17 protein-coding genes are annotated in these 19,563 nt (G+C 57.8%); 16 read left to right on the top strand and 1 reads right to left on the bottom strand.

Going from position 1 to position 19,563, the window contains the following annotated elements:
- Positions 1 to 69 precede the first annotated feature (69 nt).
- The 9 genes from ACR0LX_RS05505 to ACR0LX_RS05465 all read left to right on the top strand — a co-directional run bounded on the left by ACR0LX_RS05505 (position 70) and on the right by ACR0LX_RS05465 (position 10,707).
- A complete protein-coding gene (locus tag ACR0LX_RS05505) occupies positions 70 to 762 on the top strand; it encodes a helix-turn-helix domain-containing protein (RefSeq protein ID WP_480782849.1) in 693 nt (230 codons plus the stop codon).
- 91 nt (positions 763 to 853) lie between these two features.
- On the top strand, positions 854 to 2,413 hold the full coding sequence (locus tag ACR0LX_RS05500) for an ABC transporter substrate-binding protein (protein ID WP_480782848.1): 1,560 nt from the start codon (positions 854 to 856) through the stop codon (positions 2,411 to 2,413).
- Positions 2,414 to 2,467: 54 nt separating this feature from the next.
- Positions 2,468 to 3,412, top strand: coding sequence for an ABC transporter permease (locus ACR0LX_RS05495; RefSeq protein WP_480782847.1), 945 nt, complete (start codon positions 2,468 to 2,470; stop codon positions 3,410 to 3,412).
- Entirely contained in the window at positions 3,393 to 4,271 is an 879-nt protein-coding gene (locus tag ACR0LX_RS05490) for an ABC transporter permease (RefSeq protein WP_480782846.1), read from the top strand. The genes ACR0LX_RS05495 and ACR0LX_RS05490 overlap by 20 nt, the downstream gene beginning before the upstream one ends.
- Positions 4,271 to 5,257, top strand: coding sequence for an ABC transporter ATP-binding protein (locus tag ACR0LX_RS05485; protein ID WP_480782845.1), 987 nt, complete (start codon positions 4,271 to 4,273; stop codon positions 5,255 to 5,257). Before ACR0LX_RS05490 ends, ACR0LX_RS05485 begins: the two co-directional genes overlap by 1 nt.
- The gene (locus ACR0LX_RS05480; protein ID WP_480782844.1) at positions 5,254 to 6,255 is read left to right on the top strand and encodes an ABC transporter ATP-binding protein; all 1,002 of its coding nucleotides are present in this window, start codon (positions 5,254 to 5,256) and stop codon (positions 6,253 to 6,255) included. Before ACR0LX_RS05485 ends, ACR0LX_RS05480 begins: the two co-directional genes overlap by 4 nt.
- Complete coding sequence (locus tag ACR0LX_RS05475) at positions 6,252 to 8,270, top strand: CocE/NonD family hydrolase (protein ID WP_480782843.1); 2,019 nt, start codon at positions 6,252 to 6,254, stop codon at positions 8,268 to 8,270. The genes ACR0LX_RS05480 and ACR0LX_RS05475 overlap by 4 nt, the downstream gene beginning before the upstream one ends.
- A gap of 69 nt (positions 8,271 to 8,339) precedes the next feature.
- The gene (locus ACR0LX_RS05470; protein WP_480782842.1) at positions 8,340 to 9,194 is read left to right on the top strand and encodes an alpha/beta fold hydrolase; all 855 of its coding nucleotides are present in this window, start codon (positions 8,340 to 8,342) and stop codon (positions 9,192 to 9,194) included.
- A gap of 16 nt (positions 9,195 to 9,210) precedes the next feature.
- The gene (locus ACR0LX_RS05465) at positions 9,211 to 10,707 is read left to right on the top strand and encodes a M81 family metallopeptidase (protein WP_480782841.1); all 1,497 of its coding nucleotides are present in this window, start codon (positions 9,211 to 9,213) and stop codon (positions 10,705 to 10,707) included.
- 18 nt (positions 10,708 to 10,725) lie between these two features.
- Here ACR0LX_RS05465 and ACR0LX_RS05460 read toward each other — a convergent pair whose 3' ends face one another.
- Complete coding sequence (locus tag ACR0LX_RS05460; protein ID WP_480782840.1) at positions 10,726 to 11,484, bottom strand: helix-turn-helix domain-containing protein; 759 nt, start codon at positions 11,482 to 11,484, stop codon at positions 10,726 to 10,728.
- A gap of 104 nt (positions 11,485 to 11,588) precedes the next feature.
- Here ACR0LX_RS05460 and ACR0LX_RS05455 point away from each other — a divergent pair, with 104 nt between their 5' ends.
- The 7 genes from ACR0LX_RS05455 to ACR0LX_RS05425 all read left to right on the top strand — a co-directional run bounded on the left by ACR0LX_RS05455 (position 11,589) and on the right by ACR0LX_RS05425 (position 19,556).
- The gene (locus ACR0LX_RS05455; protein ID WP_480782839.1) at positions 11,589 to 12,017 is read left to right on the top strand and encodes a hypothetical protein; all 429 of its coding nucleotides are present in this window, start codon (positions 11,589 to 11,591) and stop codon (positions 12,015 to 12,017) included.
- 223 nt (positions 12,018 to 12,240) lie between these two features.
- Entirely contained in the window at positions 12,241 to 13,401 is a 1,161-nt protein-coding gene (locus ACR0LX_RS05450; RefSeq protein WP_480782838.1) for a LacI family DNA-binding transcriptional regulator, read from the top strand.
- Positions 13,398 to 14,753: an ABC transporter substrate-binding protein gene (locus tag ACR0LX_RS05445; RefSeq protein WP_480577809.1), complete on the top strand. Its 1,356-nt coding sequence runs from the start codon at positions 13,398 to 13,400 to the stop codon at positions 14,751 to 14,753. Before ACR0LX_RS05450 ends, ACR0LX_RS05445 begins: the two co-directional genes overlap by 4 nt.
- A gap of 57 nt (positions 14,754 to 14,810) precedes the next feature.
- Positions 14,811 to 16,046 (top strand): carbohydrate ABC transporter permease, encoded by a 1,236-nt coding sequence (locus tag ACR0LX_RS05440; protein WP_480577812.1) that lies wholly within the window; start codon positions 14,811 to 14,813, stop codon positions 16,044 to 16,046.
- Positions 16,046 to 17,254, top strand: a complete 1,209-nt coding sequence (locus tag ACR0LX_RS05435) for a carbohydrate ABC transporter permease (RefSeq protein WP_480782837.1) — start codon at positions 16,046 to 16,048, stop codon at positions 17,252 to 17,254. The genes ACR0LX_RS05440 and ACR0LX_RS05435 overlap by 1 nt, the downstream gene beginning before the upstream one ends.
- A gap of 5 nt (positions 17,255 to 17,259) precedes the next feature.
- Positions 17,260 to 18,507: an MGH1-like glycoside hydrolase domain-containing protein gene (locus ACR0LX_RS05430; RefSeq protein WP_480782836.1), complete on the top strand. Its 1,248-nt coding sequence runs from the start codon at positions 17,260 to 17,262 to the stop codon at positions 18,505 to 18,507.
- A complete protein-coding gene (locus ACR0LX_RS05425; RefSeq protein WP_480782835.1) occupies positions 18,507 to 19,556 on the top strand; it encodes an ABC transporter ATP-binding protein in 1,050 nt (349 codons plus the stop codon). Before ACR0LX_RS05430 ends, ACR0LX_RS05425 begins: the two co-directional genes overlap by 1 nt.
- The last annotated feature ends 7 nt before the right edge of the window (positions 19,557 to 19,563 follow it).

Genomic DNA, 19,563 nt, shown 5'->3' with positions numbered 1-19,563 from the left:
AAAATTTCTTGCGAAAAAGAAAAACTATCGTAGCATTCCCAAAATACCCAGCGACCGAAGGGAGGATTCGTGAGCCAGGGGGGATCAAAAAAGCAAACCCGCACTGCCAGCGAAGAGGGCCTTGCAACCTTCGGTGCCGAAGTGCGTGAGCTGCGCAAAGCACGTCAGATGACTCTGGCTGAACTTGCGACCAGCAGCGGTGTTTCGATCAGTCACCTCAGCGCCATCGAGCGTGGAACGGTCAGCGCCTCGCTCAACAAAGTTTCGCGCATCGCCGGTGCCCTTGGGGTGCCCGGGGAATGGTTCTTCAACCACCGCCCTGGCTCGGGCCCGCTGGAACGCGCCTATGTTGTGCGCGAGTCGAACCGTCGAAACCTGAATTTGTTGTACGACGAGTCGATCGAACAATCGGGATACACCGATCACTTGCTGTCCAGTTCCATCGGCAGCGGGTTCTGTTTGGGCATCTCGGACTATCGCCCTTATTCGGAACAGGTCGTCGACCAGTACTTTTCGCGAGACGGCGAAATGCACGGGGTCATCGTCGAGGGTGAACTCGAATTGGTGCTTGAGGACGAGACGATCACTCTGCGCACTGGTGACAGCTTTAGCTTTCCCGGCGAAATCCTGCACCTTCTTCGCAACGTGACCGACCAGACCACCCGCATGATTTGGGTCAATTCACCCGTGATCATTCCAAAGTTCTCAGCCCTCGGCGCTGCCGAGGCACTGCCACAGTCAAAAAAGAAAAAGAACGGATAACGCCTGCTGGCACCTGAAGTCGCGGGTACATGCCCGCAAGCAACCCAACCGGACAGACGCCCGGACATGAAGACAAACAGGGAGTAAGCAAATGAGTTCAATTTTCAAAGGCGATGTTTCTCGGCGGTCCGTGCTGGCGGGTGCGGGTGCATTGGGCGCGGCAAGCCTTGCGTTTCCGCACATGGCGGTCAGCGCCGATGGCTCGGTCCTGACCGTCCGGTCTTACAGTGACCTGCAAATTCTGGACCCGGCCTTTTGGTTGTCTCTGCCAGAATCTGACATTATGCGATCGATCTTTGCCCCTCTGGTCTCAAACCAGCAGGGTGACGAGTGGAACTGGCGCCCCGTTGCTGTTGAAAGCATCGAACAGCTGGACGATCTGACCATCGCCTTCAAACTGCGTGACAAGATCGGGTTCACGGATGGTTTTGGTCAGATGACGGCTGACGACGTGAAATTCTCGATCGAGCGCATTGCCGATCCGGCAAATGAGAGCCCTTATGCTGGCGACTGGAGCGCGTTGAAAGAGGTTGAGGTCAAGGACACCCTCTCGGGCCTGATCCACCTGAAGGACAAGTTCGTTCCACTGTGGACAACCACGCTGCCGACGCCCTCATCCTGTATCATTTCGCGCAAGGCGGTCGAGGAACTCGGCGGCAAGATCGGGTCTGAACCTGTGGCGCAATCCGGTCAATACCTTCTGACCGAATGGGTGCCTAAGCAGAAAACCGTTCTGAAGCGCAATCCGGATTGGGCTTACGAGCCGGGCGGATATGAAGAAATCCACATTCTGCCGATCGAGGACCCCTCGACCGCCGAACTGGGTTTCGAGGCTGGCGATCTGGACTACACTTGGACCTCAGTCTCTTCACTGCCGCGGCTCAAGGAAAATCCACCAGCGGGTGCCGTTGTCGAAGAGAAACCATCGCTGGCCTATGTCTGGCTGGGCATGAACCAGGATAACGAAGCGCTGAAAGACGTTCGCATCCGGCGTGCGATCCAGCACGCGATCGACCGGCAGACGGTCGTTGATGCGGCTTATTTCGGTGCGGCAGCTGTTGGAAACGGTATTATCGCACCGGGCCTTCCGGGCAGCCGGGACAGCGTGACCTACGACTATGATCCCGATAAGGCGCGCGAATTGCTGGCCGAAGCGGGCGCGGAGGGGATGACCGTTACCCTGGACATCCTGAACCAGTCCGAACGTCTGACCGCCGCTCAGGTCATTCAGGCCAATTTGGCCGAGGTTGGCATCACTTGCGAGATCAAGCAGAATGACAGTGGTACGTTTTGGACGCTGGGGTCAAAGGATGGCGACTATTTCATGAACCTTCAGCTGGTGCTCAGCCGGTTCTCGATGAACCCAGACCCAAGCTGGGCAACAGTCTGGTTCACGCCGGAACAGGTTGGCGTTTGGAACTGGGAACGGTTCAACAACGAGGAGTACAAGGCACTGCACGACGAGGGTCTAGTTGAAAGCGATCCGGCCAAACGCGATGCGATCTACAAGAAGATGCAAGGTCTCATGGATGAAAGCGGATGCTACGTGTTCCTGACGCATGAAGTGGTCGGTCTGATCCACAAGGATACGGTTACTCCGGGGCTCAAGCCGAACGGCGAGCCCTTGTTGCCGCTGTTCAAACCCGCCTGATCCACGCAATCGGGCGGCGTATGCTCGCCGTCCGCACGCCGATAGGGGGCGCGTATGCTGAGCTATTTTTTCAAACGGCTTGGGCTGGCTGCGGCGATTGTGTCGGTCGCCATGTTCCTGCTGTTTTGTATGATCTATCTGATCCCCGGCGACCCGGCTTCGGTCGCGCTGGGACCTCGGGCAACCGAGGAAATGCGCGCCGCCCTGCGCGAAAAGATGGGGCTGAACCAGCCGGTTCTGGTTCAGTTCTGGAATTTCTATATCGGGGCCTGGACCGGCGATCTGGGGGACGAGGTTCTCTCGGGCCGTCCCGTCACAACGGTTGTGTTCGAACAACTGCCCTATACGCTGGCCCTGATCGTTGGCGGCATTACCTGGTCGGTTGCTTTGGGCATTCCGCTTGGCTGCTGGGCTGCGGTCAGCCGGGGCAGCTGGGCTGACCGGATCGTTGGCATTCTGTCCGTGGCCGTGATCGCTGTGCCATCCTTCGTGATCGCGATCTATGCATTGCTGATCTTTGCCGTCGAGCTGCGCTGGCTGCCCGCTATCGGTGCCGGCGAACCCGGCGATCTTGGCGATCAACTGACCCACCTGATTCTGCCTTCGCTGGCGGTTGGTCTGGGCTGGGTCGGCTACATTGCCCGTATGGTCCGCGCCTCGATGCTCGAAGTGCTTGAGGCCAGCCATATCCGTACCGCACGCGCCTTTGGCCTGCCGGATCGAACGATCACCTATCGCTATGCCCTGTCGATCGCGATCCTGCCGACTGTCACCTTGCTGGGCGTTGGTATCGGTCAGATGTTGTCCTCGGCTGTCTTTGCCGAGATTGTCTTTGCCCGCCCCGGCGTTGGCAAGCTGGTCTATGACGCCATCCTGACCCGCAACTTCCCCATCGTGACGGGCACCGTGCTGATCACAACCGTCCTGTTCGTTCTGCTCAACCTGTTGGCAGACCTCATCATCGGAGCTTTGGATCCCCGTGTCAGAAGCAGTTTCTAACCCCGCCTCCGGGCGCTTGGCCGAGCTTTGGCGTCCGATCCGCAAAATTCTGCGCGAACCTTTGGGCGCGCTGGGGTTGTTCCTTGTTGTGTTCGTGATCTTCGGTGCGGTGTTTGCTGATCTGTTGACCAGCTGGGACCCGACCAAAATCAATCCGCGAGACCGGTTTCAGGGCCCGAGCGGCGACCACTTGATGGGCACAGACCAACTGGGACGCGATCTGTTTGCGCGCGTGCTTTACGGTGGGCGCATCGCTTTGTTCGTCGCGCTCGTCTCGACCGCTGTGTCGCTGGTCATTGGTATCATTCTGGGTTTGATCGCTGGTTACGGTCCGCGTTGGCTGGACAACCTGATGATCCTGCTGTTCGACGCGATGAAGAGTTTCCCTACCGTAATGCTGGCCCTTGCCCTGGTCACGCTGATGGGGCCGTCGCTGACCGCCGTCATGGTCGTTGTCGTTCTGGTGACCGTGCCCGGATACGCGCGGATCATTCGTACTCAGACCATTGCGCTGAAGACCTCGGAATACGTCACGGCGGCGCAAAGCATGGGCGCGTCTTCTGCGCGTATCTTGCGGGTTCATATCCTACCGAACGTAATCGGGCCGTTGGTCATCCTAGCGTCGATGGACATTCCGGTCGTGATCGGCATCGAAGCGGGAATGAGCTTTCTGGGCCTCGGTGTGCGTCCGCCCACCCCAAGCTGGGGGTCTATCCTGAATGACGGGTTCACCAATATCCGCGATACCGCCTGGATCGCGATTGCTGGCGGCGTACCGATCATCATCACAACACTGGGCTTTACATTCCTGGGCGAGACGCTGCGGGACGTATTCGATCCCCGGCTGAAAGGACGCTGATGACCACGCTGCGCATAGACAATCTGAACGTCAGCTTCTCGACCGAGGCTGGACCGCTGCACGCGCTGAAGAATGTCAGCTTCGACGTGCCCGAAAACCGCATCGTCGGCATCGTGGGTGAATCCGGTTGCGGCAAGTCCACGCTGATCAACGCGATTCTGGGTTTGTTGGCTGACAATGGCAGCATCGACAGCGGCTCGATCCTGTTTGAGGCGCAGGATGAACTGACCGCCTTGCCTCCATCGCGCATGCGCGATCTGCGCGGCCCGCGTATCGCCACGGTTTTTCAGGACCCGATGGGCGCGCTGAACCCGGTGATATCGGTTGGCAAGCAAATGCTGAACATCCAGTATCGCTCGCCCTTGTCGAAGGACGAAAAGTTGAAGCGCGCGGTCGAGATGCTGGAACTGGTTCGCATTCCTGATGCACGCGCGGCGCTGGCACGCTATCCGCACCAGTTCTCGGGCGGGATGAAGCAGAGGATTGCCATTGCCATGGCGCTGATGATGGAACCCGCTTTGCTGATCGCCGATGAACCGACAACGGCGCTGGATGCGACGCTTGAGGTGACAACGATCGAACTGCTCAAAGACCTGCAGCAAAAGATCGGCTGTTCGGTCATGTTCATCTCGCACCATCTTGGTGTCATTGCCGAGCTGTGCGACGACGTGGTGGTCATGTATGCCGGTGAAGTGGTCGAACGTGGCACTGTCCGGCAGATTTTCCAGGACCCGCGGCACCCCTATACGGCGCGGCTGTTGGAGTGTGACCCGGCGCGTCAAAGCGAACGCACCCGGCATCTGCCGACAATTCCGGGCGAAATTCCCGATCTTAGGGCACGGCCAGCCGGTTGCATCTTTGCCAATCGCTGCGACCGCGTCAGCGACGCCTGCGCTGCCCCTCCGCCTGACAAGGACATCGGAGACGGTCATATCGCCCGCTGCGTCGTCGCTGAAACCCCCGCAGAAACCGGAGTATCGGCATGAGCAGCGATCCAATTCTCAAGGTCGAAGATGTGCAGGTTGCGTTCCCAGTTGGCGGGTTGGGACGCCGAGGCGCCATCCTCGGCGTTGCCGGAGTGAGCTTTGAGGTCAACCGCGGCGAGACCTTTGCACTGGTCGGAGAAAGCGGGTCGGGCAAAACAACGCTCGCGCGGGCCGTGAATGGACTGCAAGAGATCAGCGCCGGGACTATCACCTTTGAAGACCAGCGGATTGATGAACTTGACCGCAAGGCAATGAAACCGGTCAGGCGGCGCATGTCGATGATGTTTCAGGATCCGGTTGGATCGCTCTCTCCCAGAATGACTGTTGGCGATCTGGTGACCGAACCATTCCGTATTCACGGTATCGTAGGTCGCAATCTGCGGGAAGAGGCCGAACGCCTGCTGACACTGGTGGGTTTACCAACCAGCTTCGCCTCGCGCTTTCCGCAACAGTTGTCCGGGGGACAAGCGCGCCGGGTCGGCGTCGCGCGCGCGATCGCTCTGGACCCTGCGTTGATCATCGCGGACGAACCTACCGCTGGTTTGGATGTGTCCGTTCAGGGCGAAGTTCTGAACCTGCTGAACGATCTGCGCGAGCGGCTGGGGCTGGCGATGGTGATCATCACCCACAACCTGCATGTGGTTCATCACGTCGCGGACAGAACCGCCGTCATGTATTTGGGCCGCTTCGTCGAAGCCGGAGATACCGAAGAGGTTTTCAGTGCGCCGCAGCATCCCTATACCGCCGCGCTTTTGTCGGCCAATCCTGAACCGGACCCGGACAAAACCCATGACCGGATCACTTTGCCCGCAGAGGTGCCCTCGTTGTTGGCGCGTCCAAGTGGATGCGAATTCCACACGCGTTGCCCCTGGGCGCAAGCGCGGTGTAGCAGCGATGCAGCGGAACGGCTGTTGACGGACGGGCGCGCGGTTGCGTGTCACTATCCGCTAGAGCCCGGAGCCCGCCCACCTGCACAAGCCGAAAGGGCCGCGTCATGAGCAGAATTGAGGTCATCGAAACCGTCTGGATACCCATGCCCGATGGAACGCGGCTTGCTGGTCGTCTGTGGTTGCCGGAAGCGGCCAAAACCTCTCCCATGCCCTGCATTCTCGAATATATTCCATATCGGCGCCGGGACCGTACGAGGATGCGCGATGAAAGCATGCATCCACATTTTGCGGCTGCAGGATACGCGTCGATCCGTGTCGATATCCGGGGCTATGGCGATAGCGAAGGTGTTGCCGAGGATGAATACTCGCTTCAGGAAATCCAGGATGGCCACGACATCATACAGTGGATCGCGGATCAGGATTGGTGCGACGGAAATGTCGGGATGTTTGGAAAAAGCTGGGGGGCATATAACGCGTTCCAGGTGGCAGCTACGCGACCTCCTGCGCTCAAGGCGATTGCGCCCGTAATGGGAACAGACGACCGCTGGCGCGAGGATATCCATTTCTACGGCGGTTGTCTGGCCAACGACAATTTCTGGTGGGGCTCGATCATGCAGCTCTATAATGCAATGCCGCCCGATCCCGAAATCGTCGGCGCGGATCGCTGGATCGACATGTGGCGCGAGCGGTTGGAGGGGGCCAGTTTTTGGCCCGCCATGTGGCTGGAACACCAAACCCATGACGAAATGTGGCGACGCGGTTCGATCTGCGAGAACTACGCTGATGTAGAGGTGCCGGTATATTTCTTCGGCGGATGGATGGACCTGTTTCGCGACACCCCGTTTCGGATTGCGGAACATCTCAGCGGTCCAGTGAAAGTGCTGATGGGACCCTGGGCGCATCTTTACCCCCACGAAGGTGTACCGGGCCCCAAAGCCGATTTCGTCGGAGAGGTCCTGCGGTTTTGGGACCACTGGCTGAAAGGGGTAGACACTGGCTTGATGGAGGAACCGCCATTGCGGTTTTTCATGCAAGACAGTGCCGCACCCAACGGAACCCATCTTCACCGCGAGGGGCGGTGGGTCGAAGAGGCGTGCTGGCCGTCGCAGAATGTGGCGGAGCACTCGCTTTGGCTGAATGACAGGACTCTGGAGGCTGAACCCGGCAATGGTCCGGCGTTGTCCATCTGTTCGCCACAGACTTTTGGATCTGCGGCGGGTGACATGTGTTCATTTGCCATTCCCGGCGACATGGCAGAAGACTGCCGGATCGACGCAGGAGGAGCGTTGCAGTTCAAGGGAGAACCACTTGAAGCGGCTGTTGAGATTTTGGGCCAACCCTCTGTGAATCTGATGGTTTCTGCAGATCGCGAGCAGGGATTTGTTGCTGCGTTGTTGGTCGACGAAGCACCTGACGGTGCGCAAGCGCTGATCTCACGAGGGTTCTGCAATCTGAACCACCGGACCAGCGATACCCAACCGACTGCGATTGTGCCCGGCGAAGAAATGAGCGTAACCGTACCGCTATACGGCAGCGGATACCGCGTTGCGCCCGGCCATCGCATCGTGTTGCAGATCGCCTCTGCCTACTGGCCCGTGCTGTGGCCATCGCCTGAGCCGGTAACGCTGACCATTCGCCCGGGATCATCGCGGCTGGATCTGCCTGTCCGCAACAAGACCGATCATTCTGCGGAACCCCGCGCGCTGCCCGAACCTTCAGAACCTCAGGTGGCCCCAAGAAAAACGAAAGTTCGATCAGGTTCTATGGAGCGGTCGGTCCATACAGATCTGACTAACGGTGAAATGACGCACAGGTTTTTCCTTGATGGCGGTGTTTTCGGACCTGTGGGCGATTTCCGTCTCGATGACACCGGAACAGTGCTGAGCGACGTTTCGGATCGGCTCTATACGATCCATCCGGGTGATCCGCTTTCGGCTGTTGCCACGATGGAACAGACCGCCGGGTTTGATCGCGACGACTGGTCAGCCAAGATCTGGACCTATTCGGAACAAAGGGCGACGCCAACCGAGTTTCACCTCACGTCGCGTCTGAAAGCGTGGTCAGGGAGCGAACTGATTTTTGAGGAAGAGAAAACGCATGTCATCCCGCGCAACGGGATGTAGCAGCGAAGAACCAAAAAAGCGCCAAGCCTGAGCATCAGGTTTCAAACTTGTCATCAAGAAAGAGGAAAGATGTCTGTCTTCTTGCAGTTCGGACCCAGGGCCGAGACACATCAAATTACGACAGGCGGTGTGACCATGCGAGTTGTCACCGAGGGTGAAGGGCCAGCCGTCGTATTTGTACCCGGAGGTGATCAAACCGCCGAGGCCTATTCGGAGCAGTTTGCCCGCCTGTCCGACACTTATCGTTGCATCACCTATGATCCCCGGGGGGCAGGTGAGACCCAATCCCCGCCGCCGCCCTGGACGATGAGCGATTATTCTGCCGATTGTGCCGCGGTGATCGATGCTTTTGCCGGTGGGCAAGCGGCCGTGTGTGGCCTGTCGCTTGGGGGGTTAGTGACGCAGCAAACCGCAATCGACTTTCCAGACAAGGTTCGGCTTGCCATTCCGATGGGGACTGCGGCTTATATCGACGGCTTTACGCGCGACTGGATGCAGGCCGAGATTGATCTGCGTAAAGAGGGTGTGACCCTACCTGATTACTTTCTGGCCCCGCACTACGCGGTCTACGCTTATCCGGCAAAGGCCTTGCACGAACCCACGCTCTGGGAGCAACTCAAAGCATCATACACCGAACGCTTCGCTGGTCGCGACCCGCAGGCCACGATCGATCAATGGGAAGCTTGTCTTGAGTTCGATTGCCGCGAAAACCTGAAAACCTGCCCGGTTCCAATACATGTTGTTGCATTCTCGGAGGATGTTCAGACAGCCCCCGCCATGTGCAAAGTGGTTTCCGATCTGGCACTGAATGGAACCTTTCACGAGGTCCCAGGGCTTGGGCATGTTTCGATGACGCGCCACAAGCCCGAGGTCGTAGCGGCAAAGCTGCGTGAAATTCTTAAATCCGAATTGGTACAATCTTGAAAATCGACAGCACACCATGAGAATTGCAATTGCCGGATTTCAGCATGAAACCAATACCTTTGTCGCCACGCCAACAACACTAGGCGATTTCATACAAGCCGACAGCTGGCCTGCGATGCTGACCGGTCACGAGGTGTTGGAAACGACGCGGGGCATGAACCTTCCTGCGGCGGGGTTTGCGTCGGCCGCTGCAGGGCATGACCTGGTTCCCATTCTGTGGTGCGCCGCCGAACCCAATGGCAAGGTGACCGACGACGCCTTCGAAACGATCGCCGGGCGGATTGTCAGAGGTCTGGAGAACCAGACCTCATTGGACGCGGTTTATCTGGATCTGCACGGTGCGATGGTCACGGAATCCTTTGATGATGGCGAAGGCGAGTTGTTAACCCGCGTGAGGGATGTGATCGGGCCCGATATTCCTCTTGTCGCCAGCCTTGACATGCATGCCAACGTTACGCGGGAGATGGTCGAACAATCAGACGCGCTGACCATTTTTAGGACCTATCCGCATCTGGATATGGCGGAAACGGGTATGCGCGCCTATCACATGCTCGACGCCATTCGTCGCCTCGGGCGCCCCGAAAAAGCGTGGCGGCAAGGCGGGTACCTGATCCCGCTTCATGCGCAATCTACAAACTCAGGCCCGGCGCGAACCCTATATACCGGCCTGGAAAAATTCGACGGGCCGGAAACGCGGTTGGTTGAACTGGCGCTGGGTTTTACCGCAGCCGACATTGCCGACACCGGGCCATCAATTGTTGCCTATGGACCTGATCAGGCCAGTGCAGACGCCGCTGCTGACACTGTCGCGAATTGGCTGGCTGCGGCCGAAGCGGAATTCGACTTTCCCTTGCTTACGCCGACCGAGGCGGTACGGCGCGCCCAGCAAGCCTATAGCGGCAGGCCGGTTGTAATTGCAGACGTCCAGGACAATCCCGGGGCGGGCGGATCTTCTGATACAACGGGTCTGCTGCAAGAGTTGTTACGGCAGGATGTTCCACCCACTTTTTTGGGGCTGATGCATGATCCTGACTTGGCGACCACGGCTCATGAAGCCAGATTGGGCGCAGTATTCGACGCCTCCATCGGCGGGCGCGGCCCAAACGAAACCCCGTTGCGCGCCAAAGTCAGAATACAACATCTAAGCGATGGTCAAATTACCTATACAGGTGAGATGTACGGGGGTGGCGTCGCAACGCTGGGTCCGTCAGCCGCATTGCAGATCGTCGGCACGAATGTGCAGGTCGTGGTCACCAGCATCCGGAATCAGTGCCTGGACCTGGCCCAGTTTCGACAATTTGGCCTGGATCCGGAAAGCGCCAGGATACTGTGTGTCAAAAGCACGACCCATTTCCGCGCGGATTTTGAACCGATTGCGCAAGAGGTTCTACTGTGCGCAGCCCCCGGGCAATTCCCCTGCCATCTAGAGAACATACCCTATTCAAAACTTAGGCCGAACGTGCGGACGGCTTTGGCCGAAAGCCCCGTTGCCATGGCTTTGAAATATCGCTGAGGCGGACGATCGCAGGTCTCAACTCAGATTGGAAAGTGCTTTGAGAAAGGCTGCGCTGTCTTCGTCAGACGGGAAGAAGAGTTCAATCTTCAGGTCGTCAAGCGTCACGTCCGTGACCGTGCTGAACTGAGCGATCGTTCCAAACATTGAAACACGATAATCGCCAAAGCGATAGACTGCGGGAACGGTCGGTCCCACGGCCAAATCAATGCACGGCTTGGCATGCGGTGCGAGCGCGCGGACCGCCGTTTCCAACTCTGGTATCCCGCCAGCGTTGGCACTTTCCGCACGCAGTCTGAGCACAAAATGATGAGCCACCTCGGGCCAATTCTCGACAAGTTCTACCATGCGCGGGCTCGTCAGAAGTGACAGCAGGCTTTGCCCGGGTTCCATTCCGAGCGGCGCAAAGAGCGCTTGGGCAGGTCGGTTGAGCCTGACGAGACTCCAAACCCGGTCCAGTACCATGCCGGGATAGGGCTCATGCTGTTTGAGGGTCCATTCAACTGCGCTTCGGATTGGCGCCATTGCGGCGTCATCGAGGGGCGTCCTGGCAAATCGAGGGGCAAAGCCTTCTGCGCGCATCATCTGATTTCTGGTGTCGACGGGAACCCCCAACACTTCGGACAGGTGCAGTATCATGTCAGGGCTCGGTCTGGATCGACCCGTTTCCAAAAAGGAAATGTGTCGCGCACTGACATCGGCCTCGATCGCCAGATCAAGCTGGCTCATCCTGCGGCGTTTCCGCCATTCTTTCAATAAACCGGGATAAGGCGTCATAAGGTCAGCATAGCGACCGCACGGACAGAAATCACTTACCTCTGACGTAATTGCTTTGGGTCGGACATTGGCAGCATGAAGGGCTTGCAATGATGGAGGATACCATGACCCGACAACAATCCGCGATGCGCCTGTCCGGTGGCATTCTATTCGCCATTGGAATTCTGTTTGCACTTACCGTGCTGCCGGTAATGCGCTTTCCTGCGCATCTTTTTCTGAGTGTTGCACACTGGCCGTTCCACGCGGTCCCATCTGACCTGCCTGTTCCGTCGCCCTTGCTGCTTGTGATCATTGGCGGCTTGACTGCCGGATTGGGGGCGATGCAATGGGCGTTGGGAACCTACGTCGCGCCACTTTCCGCAACCGCGGCGGCAAAAGTCGCGAAACTCGCCACCTGGGTCTGGTTTTGTACCGACAGCGCGGGATCCTTAGCTGCAGGCGCGCCAGTCAATGTTCTGTTGAACTTGTCGTTTCTGGTATTGGTCCTTTTGACCAGCCGTCCTCAGCCAGCTGGTAAACTTGCGGAAACGTGAGGTCAGAGTGCCAACTACGGCGTTAGAGTTGGGCGTGCTGCTTCCAAGCATTGTTGGCCATGTATTCACTGGGTAAGCGCCGCACCCGCAGCTGAGCCCTGCACAGATTTCACGTCGAATAGGCGGCTCTTCCAAAGCGCAAAATCGCAGGGATCAACGTGTCCGCGCGAATTATGTGACTTTTTTGTTGCCGAAACCGGTTTCGGAACGGACAAATTAGAGAATGATAGCGAATCCCAAATTGCAGCAGAGCGAAGCAAGGCGCTTGAACCCGTCCTCATCAGGGCGGGTAAAACTGGATGAACTGGCTGGTCACCTCGGCCTGTCGAAGAGCACGGTTTCACGCGCATTGAACGGATATTCGGATATCTCTGAAGCCACGAGAAAGCGGGTAGAGGTAACCGCGCGCAAGATGGGTTACCGCCCTCTCAGCCATGCGCAGGCCATCCGAACCGGGAAAGTGCGCGCCATTGCAATGGTCATCAACAGTGAAGAGCCGGACCGGCACAATCCGTTCCTTCAGGATTTCCTTGCTGGCGCCTGCGAGGCCGCAAGCGCTTTTGATTGGACGATGACGATCTCAACCTCAAAATCCGAGAGCGACATGCTCAACGTTCTGGGTCGTCTTGTCGAAGAGCGCAAAGCTGATGGCTTCATCTTGCCCCGAACAGAAGTTGATGACGCGCGCGTCAAGTATCTGAGGGATCTGCAAGTTCCGTTCATTCTCTACGGTCGAACCGAATATGGGCAAGCGGATCCCATGGATGGCATGTCCTGGTTCGATATTTCCGGTGAAACCGCAATTCGAAATGCGGTCGGTCGATTGGCAGGTTTCGGCCATAAACGCATCGGTTATGTCGGCAGTGATCCAAAGTTCAACTACAGCCACCTGCGTCGCGATGGGTATCTCGAAGGTCTCAAAGCTGCTGGTTTGCCGGACGATCCTGATTTGATCCGCGAAGGGGCGCGGACGCGCGAGGAGGGTGCGGTTGAGGCAATTGCGTTGTTGAATCTAGAGCAACCGCCCACCGCGATCGTATTCGCAACCGACCTGGCGGCTTTGGGTTGCTACAAAGTTTGCGCTGATCTTGGCCTTGAGATCGGAAAGGACCTGTCGGTTCTTGGCTATGACGGCATCCCTGAATGCCAATACGTCAATCCCGGGCTGACGACTTTCAGCGTTGACTCGCAGCGCGCGGGCGAGCGCCTCGCCACAATGCTCATACGGCAAACGCGTGGTGAAGAACCCGAAAGCCTGCGCGAGCTTAGCGAAGCCGTTCTTATCGAACGAGAATCCGATGGACCACCAAGGCTGACTCCGATGGAGTTGGCGCAAAAAATCCAACTTTTTTCTGATCATAACCGGGGAGGAGACCGACTATGAGACTCACACCTAAAGCATCGCGCCTGATGCTGGGGTCATCACTGGCGCTTATCGTGACAGCACTGTCTGTTCAGGCCGATACCATCCGTTTCTGGACAACCGAGGAACAGCCTGAGCGACTTGCAAAACAACAGGAAATGGCCGACCAGTTCAAAGCTGAAACCGGAACAACGGTCGAGGTTATCCCGGTCACCGAAACGGATTTGGGCACCCGCGCCACAGCTGCATTTGCTGCCGGTGATCTGCCGGATGTTGTTTACCATCCGTTGCAATACGCCCTGCCTTGGGCCGAAGCAGGTATTCTCGATACCGAAGCAGCGACGGAAGTGATTGAAGAACTCGGGTCCGACACGTTTGCACCTGGGGCGCTGGGTATGGCCGCCTTTAACGGAGAAACGGCCTCGGTTCCGGTCGATGGTTGGACGCAGATGGTCGTTTATCGCAAGGACCTGTTCGACGACGCTGGCCTGGACGCCCCGAATTCTTTTGCGAACGTTCTGGCTGCGTTGGAGAAGCTGCACAACCCGCCTGAGATGTATGGGTTTGTGGCCGCCACAAAGGTCGACGAGAACTTTATGAGCCAGGTTCTGGAGCACGTGTTCCTTGCCAATGGCGTGACCCCCGTTGGTGCGGATGGTTTCAAGCCGCTGGATGAAGCCAAGACCATCGAGGTACTGGACTTCTACAAGGCGATCTCGAAAGCTTCCCCTCCGGGCGAACTGTACTGGAAGCAGTCGCGTGAGCTTTACTTCGATGGCAAAGCCGCGATGATCATCTGGTCGCCTTTCATTCTGGACGAACTGGCCGGTCTGCGTGACAGCGCGCCGCCCACCATCAATGATGATCCGACATCGCGTGACCTGGCCTCGAAAACCGGAATCGTCACCAACTTCTCGGGCCCGTCCAACCCCGATGGCGCCGCCTGGGGCGACGTGCGTTATTTCGGGATCACCAATGATGCTGACACTGACGCGGCAATGGAGTTTGTCAAATTTGCCATGGACGATGGGTACACCCAGACTTTGGCCATCGCGCCGGAAGGTAAGTTTCCGGTTCGCCGTGGTAACGCTGATAACCCGGCCGCCTTTTCCGAGGCGTGGGCTGAACTGCCCGTCGGCGTTGATCGCAAAGCCCCGTTGGGCGAGCTTTATGACCAGACGATGATCGACGAAATCGTTGGTGGTCTGGACGTGGCTCAACGGTGGGGCGTTGCCGAAGGCCAGCTTGCTTTGGCGTCGAAAATGATCAACAGCCAGGCCATCAACCGCGTGGTGCGCCAATATATCGACGATGAAATCGATGCCGCCGCAGCCGTTGCGGCGATGAACGAGGAACTCGCTAAGGTTCAGTAACCTGGCGACATTTGCAGCGGCCTTTGCGCCGCTGCACCCAACCCTTCGAGGTATCCCATGACTTCGGCCACCCCCCCGACCGGAACCGGGGCTCTTGCCAAGCGCGAAGCGCGTCTGGCCTGGGCGCTGCTGGCTCCGACCGTGATCAGCGTGTCTCTTGTTGTGATCCTGCCGCTGCTGGCGATAATCTGGATCAGCTTCAAGCCCTTTACTCTTTCGGATCTGCGCCCGCCTGCGCCGGTTGTTCGCGAAAGCCTGCGCGGGTCAGGCGATGATCTGCGCATCGAATACCGCCTGCGCAACTCCAGTCAGGAGATTGCCGTTGAGGGCGTCACCCTCACCGATGTCTTGCCCGAGGGTGTCACCTCGGTGGGTGAGATCGCCTCTCCTTGTGTCCTGGACGGGCAAGACCTGTTCTGTGACTTCGGTACCTTGGACGGCGGACAACGCGAGCGCATTCGCATCGCCGTCACGCTCGATGGTGATCCTGATGCGTTTGAAGATCTGGTCGAAGGTTCGGAACCCGAGGTTACCGGAAGCGGCCCAAACGTACTTACAAATTTCGAGTTCAGCCTCGAGAACTTTGCCCGTGTGTTTGACGGGTCAGAGTTCTGGGGCGTGCTTTGGGTCACGTTGTTCTACACCGTATTTGGAACCATCGGTGCGCTTGTCATGGGGTTGTTCGCAGCCCTGCTGTTGAACAAAAGTTTCCGCGGGCAGGGCTTCATTCGGGGTCTCTATCTATTCCCCTATGTTGCCCCTGTGATCGCCGTTGCCTTTACATGGGTCACTCTGTTTGACCCGTTCTCGGGCTCGGCCAATGCGCTGTTGGTCCAGATGGGGCTGACCAACGACCCGATCAACTTTTTCGGTGAACGACCGCTGGCACTGATCATGGTGACCGTGTTCGAGATCTGGCGCTATTTCCCGCTGTCCTTCCTGTTCATCCTGGCCCGAATGCAGTCCATCGACTCCAGTATGTATGAGGCGGCAGACATGGACGGGGCCTCACCATTCCAGAAGTTCTGGCTGCTCAGTATCCCGCAACTGCTGGGCATTCTGTCGGTGCTGTTCCTGCTGCGCTTCATTTGGACGTTCAACAAGTTCGACGACATCTTCCTGTTGACCGGCGGCAATGCAGGCACCCGAACCTTGACCGTGAACGTCTATGAACAGGCCTTTGCGATCTCGAATATCGGCGCAGGTGCGGCCGTGGCCGTGGTCATCCTGATGTGCCTGATCACTTTCAGCTTTGTCTTCTTCCGCTTCATCAGCCGCGAGGAGGGTCTGTAATGCGCAATGGTTACATAACAGGGCCCGTATTGGGCGCTTTGTGGCTGGTCGTGATCGCCACGACAGTTGCAATCACCATGTCGTTTTCCACAGGGGCCGCATTCCGTCCTCAGGTTCTGTTGAGCCTGATCTGGGGGGCTGTCGCAGGTCTGGTCTACGTTCGCTTTCCAGCGCAGCGCGCACCCGCTCGTCTGGGTATCTCGGCCCTGTTGGGCCTGTCCTGCCTGACCGGGTTTGGACCGGTTTTAATCGGGTCGGAAACGTCGTTGCAGGCGGTGTTGATCACCGTGCTTGGCATCGCGATTGTGATGCACCTGTCTTTGGCCGCAATCCTGAAAGAAACCCCGTTCGGAGAACTCACCCGCCACGAATTCGAGGATGCAGTGATCCGTTTCTGCACCGGCTTCGGCTATATCTTCTTCACCGCGATCGTGATCATACCCTTCTACGTCATGGTGATGACCAGCCTGAAATCCCAACAGGCGTTGTTGCAGAATCCACTGGATTTCTCGGTTGACCTGTCCCAAGGCATGGCACTGTTCCGCAGCTACACGGAATTGTTCAGGGACTTCAATTTCGGGACCTATCTTTGGACGTCACTCTATGTCTCGGTGCTGACCGTTTTCATCACACTGCTGTTCAGCGTCCCCGGCGCCTATGCGGTGGCGCGGTTCCGGTTCCAAGGACAAAAAGCATTCTCGCGCTCGATCCTGTTGATCTACATGGTACCGATGATCGTTCTGGCGCTGCCGATCTACATCGCCTTCTCGCTGACTGGGTTGCGTAACTCGATCCTGGGCATCGTGATGATCTATCCGGTCACAACGATCCCGGTCGCGCTTTATATGCTGCAAGGCTATTTCCGTGGCCTGCCGACCGAGGTGGAAGAAGCCGGCCTGATGGATGGCCTGTCGCGGCTGGCGGTGATCTGGAAGATTACCCTGCCACTCAGCCTGCCTGCGCTGGCTTCGGTGTCGCTCTATGTCTTCATGATTGCCTGGAACGAGTTCCTGCTCGCTTTCATGCTTCTGGATGACCCGTCGAAATTTACGCTTACCCGAGGTGTCACGATGCTGAACTCCTCGGAAATTCCCCGACAGCACCTGATGGCCGGTGCGGTAATTGCCACTGTGCCGATCATGGCGCTGTTCCTGGGGCTTGAACGTTTCATGACCAAGGGCCTGACTGCGGGGTCCGTCAAAGGATGACCGAGATGAACCAACATACAAACCCTGACCGCGAGGCGCGCAATATCCTGATCGCCAATGATCGCGGCGGCTATACGATCCCAACTGAAGGGCTTTATCCATACCAGTGGAACTGGGACAGCGCGATCGCCGCGCTGGGCTTTGCCGAGTTCGACATCGAGCGCGCCTGGGCAGAAATCGAAACGCTGTTCACCGGCCAATGGGAGGACGGCATGGTCCCACATATCCTGTTCCACCAACAGGATGACGGCTATTTCCCCGGACCAGATGTCTGGGGATGCAGCGGCCCGATCCCATCCTCTGGAATCATTCAGCCTCCTGTCGCCGCAACGATGGCACGCCGCATCTGGGAAAAAGATCCCGCAGTTGGTGACGCCCACCTGCGCGAGCTGTTCCCCAAATTGCTTGCATGGCACCGGTGGATCATGAAATGGCGGCTCGACGATTTTGGCGCGGTCTGCACCACCCACCCATGGGAGGCCGGCCGGGACAACGCGCCGGATTGGGACAATTCGATGGCGCGCATGGATGCGTCAGGTGTCGGCGAATATCAGCGGCGCGACACAAGCCACGTGAACAGCGACGACCGGCCCACCAAGTTCGACTATGACCGATATATCAAGCTGGTGCAGATTGGCCGTCAGTCGCAATGGGATCAGACGACACTATTGTCCCAAAACCCGTTTCGGGTTGCCGATCCAACGATGACATTTATCACTCTGCGCGCTGCGCGGGATTTGCTGGCCTTAAGTGACCAACTTGGGCTGGCCGCTGATGGACTGAACGCAGACATCGCCCGACTGGAAGCTGGTGCTCGTTCGCTTTGGAATGAGGACTTGGCGAGCTTTGACTCACGCGACGCGCACACCCAAGAATGGGCCGGAAGCATCTCGAATGCCTCATATCTGTGTTGGTACGCGGGTATCGAGTCTGCTGAGATGCTTGAACGTTTGACGTCGATATTGTCGGCCGTCGCTTACCCCATTCCCAGTTACGACCCGTCGCTGCCGAAATTTGATGCCCGAAGGTATTGGCGCGGGCCGACCTGGGCCTTCATGAACATGATGATCGGGTTTGGGCTGGCAGAGATGGGGCATCCCGAACAAGCGGAAGAGCTGCGCCAAAAAACCGCTGATCTGATCGCTTCCTATGGGTTCGCCGAATATTTCGACCCAATTTCAGGCAGCCCCGCAGGCGGCAATGCATTCACCTGGACAGCCGCGGTCTGGCTGCACTGGGCAGGGAGGAACTAATGGGTAGCATCGAACTGAAATCGGTCGAAAAATGGTTTGGTACGGCCCAGGTCATCAAGGGCATCGACCTCAAAATCGAAGAAGGCGAATTCGTTGTCTTTGTTGGGCCATCGGGCTGTGGGAAATCGACCCTGTTGCGCATGATTGGTGGGCTTGAGGACATCTCGCGCGGGTCACTGTTGATCAATGACAACGATGTGACGGACCATCCGCCATCGAAACGTGGGCTTACGATGGTATTCCAGTCATATGCGCTGTATCCGCACCTGACGGTCGCCGAGAATATGGGGTTTTCGCTGAAGGTGGCTGGCGTTCCAAAAGCAGAGATTAATGAACAGGTCAGCCGTGCAGCCGACGTTCTGAAGCTGGGACCATTTCTGGAGCGCCGGCCAAAGGACCTGTCCGGTGGTCAGCGTCAGCGTGTTGCCATTGGCCGTTCAATTGTGCGCGACCCCACTGCCTTTCTGTTCGACGAGCCATTGTCGAACCTTGATGCAGCTCTTCGGGTCGAGATGCGTTACGAAATCGCCAAGCTCCATCAGAACCTCAAGCGCACCATGATCTATGTGACGCATGATCAGGTCGAAGCCATGACGCTCGCTGATCGAATCGTGGTTCTCGAGTTTGGGAAAATCGCGCAAGTCGGCACACCCCGCGAGCTCTATGAACGCCCGGCAAATTTGTTCGTCGCCCAGTTCATTGGCAGCCCCAAGATGAACATATTGCCGTGCACGACGCAGGGTGAAAACTACACTCTGGAACAGGGCAGAGGTGGTAGCTTTGGCGGGTCTGGTACAGCCGTCAACCTTGGTGTCAGACCCGAGCATATTGAAGTGGTCGCTGCTGGCGAAGGCCAAAGCGACGGGCTTGTCGAGGTGATTGAATACCTGGGGGCTGACACTTTCCTGATCGTCGATTGCGGCGCGGAAGAAAAGGTAACGGTCCGCCTGAGCGGAGATACCGACTTAAAGCCGGGAGCTCAGATCGGTCTACACTTCCCGACGGACAAGCTGCACTTCTTTGACGAAAACGGGCAGGCGCTTCGTTAGAATTAGC

Source organism: Ruegeria sp. CH11 (assembly GCF_056537105.1).
Note: the sequence above shows the minus strand (reverse complement) of the source record. Positions and strands in the feature narration are given on the sequence as shown.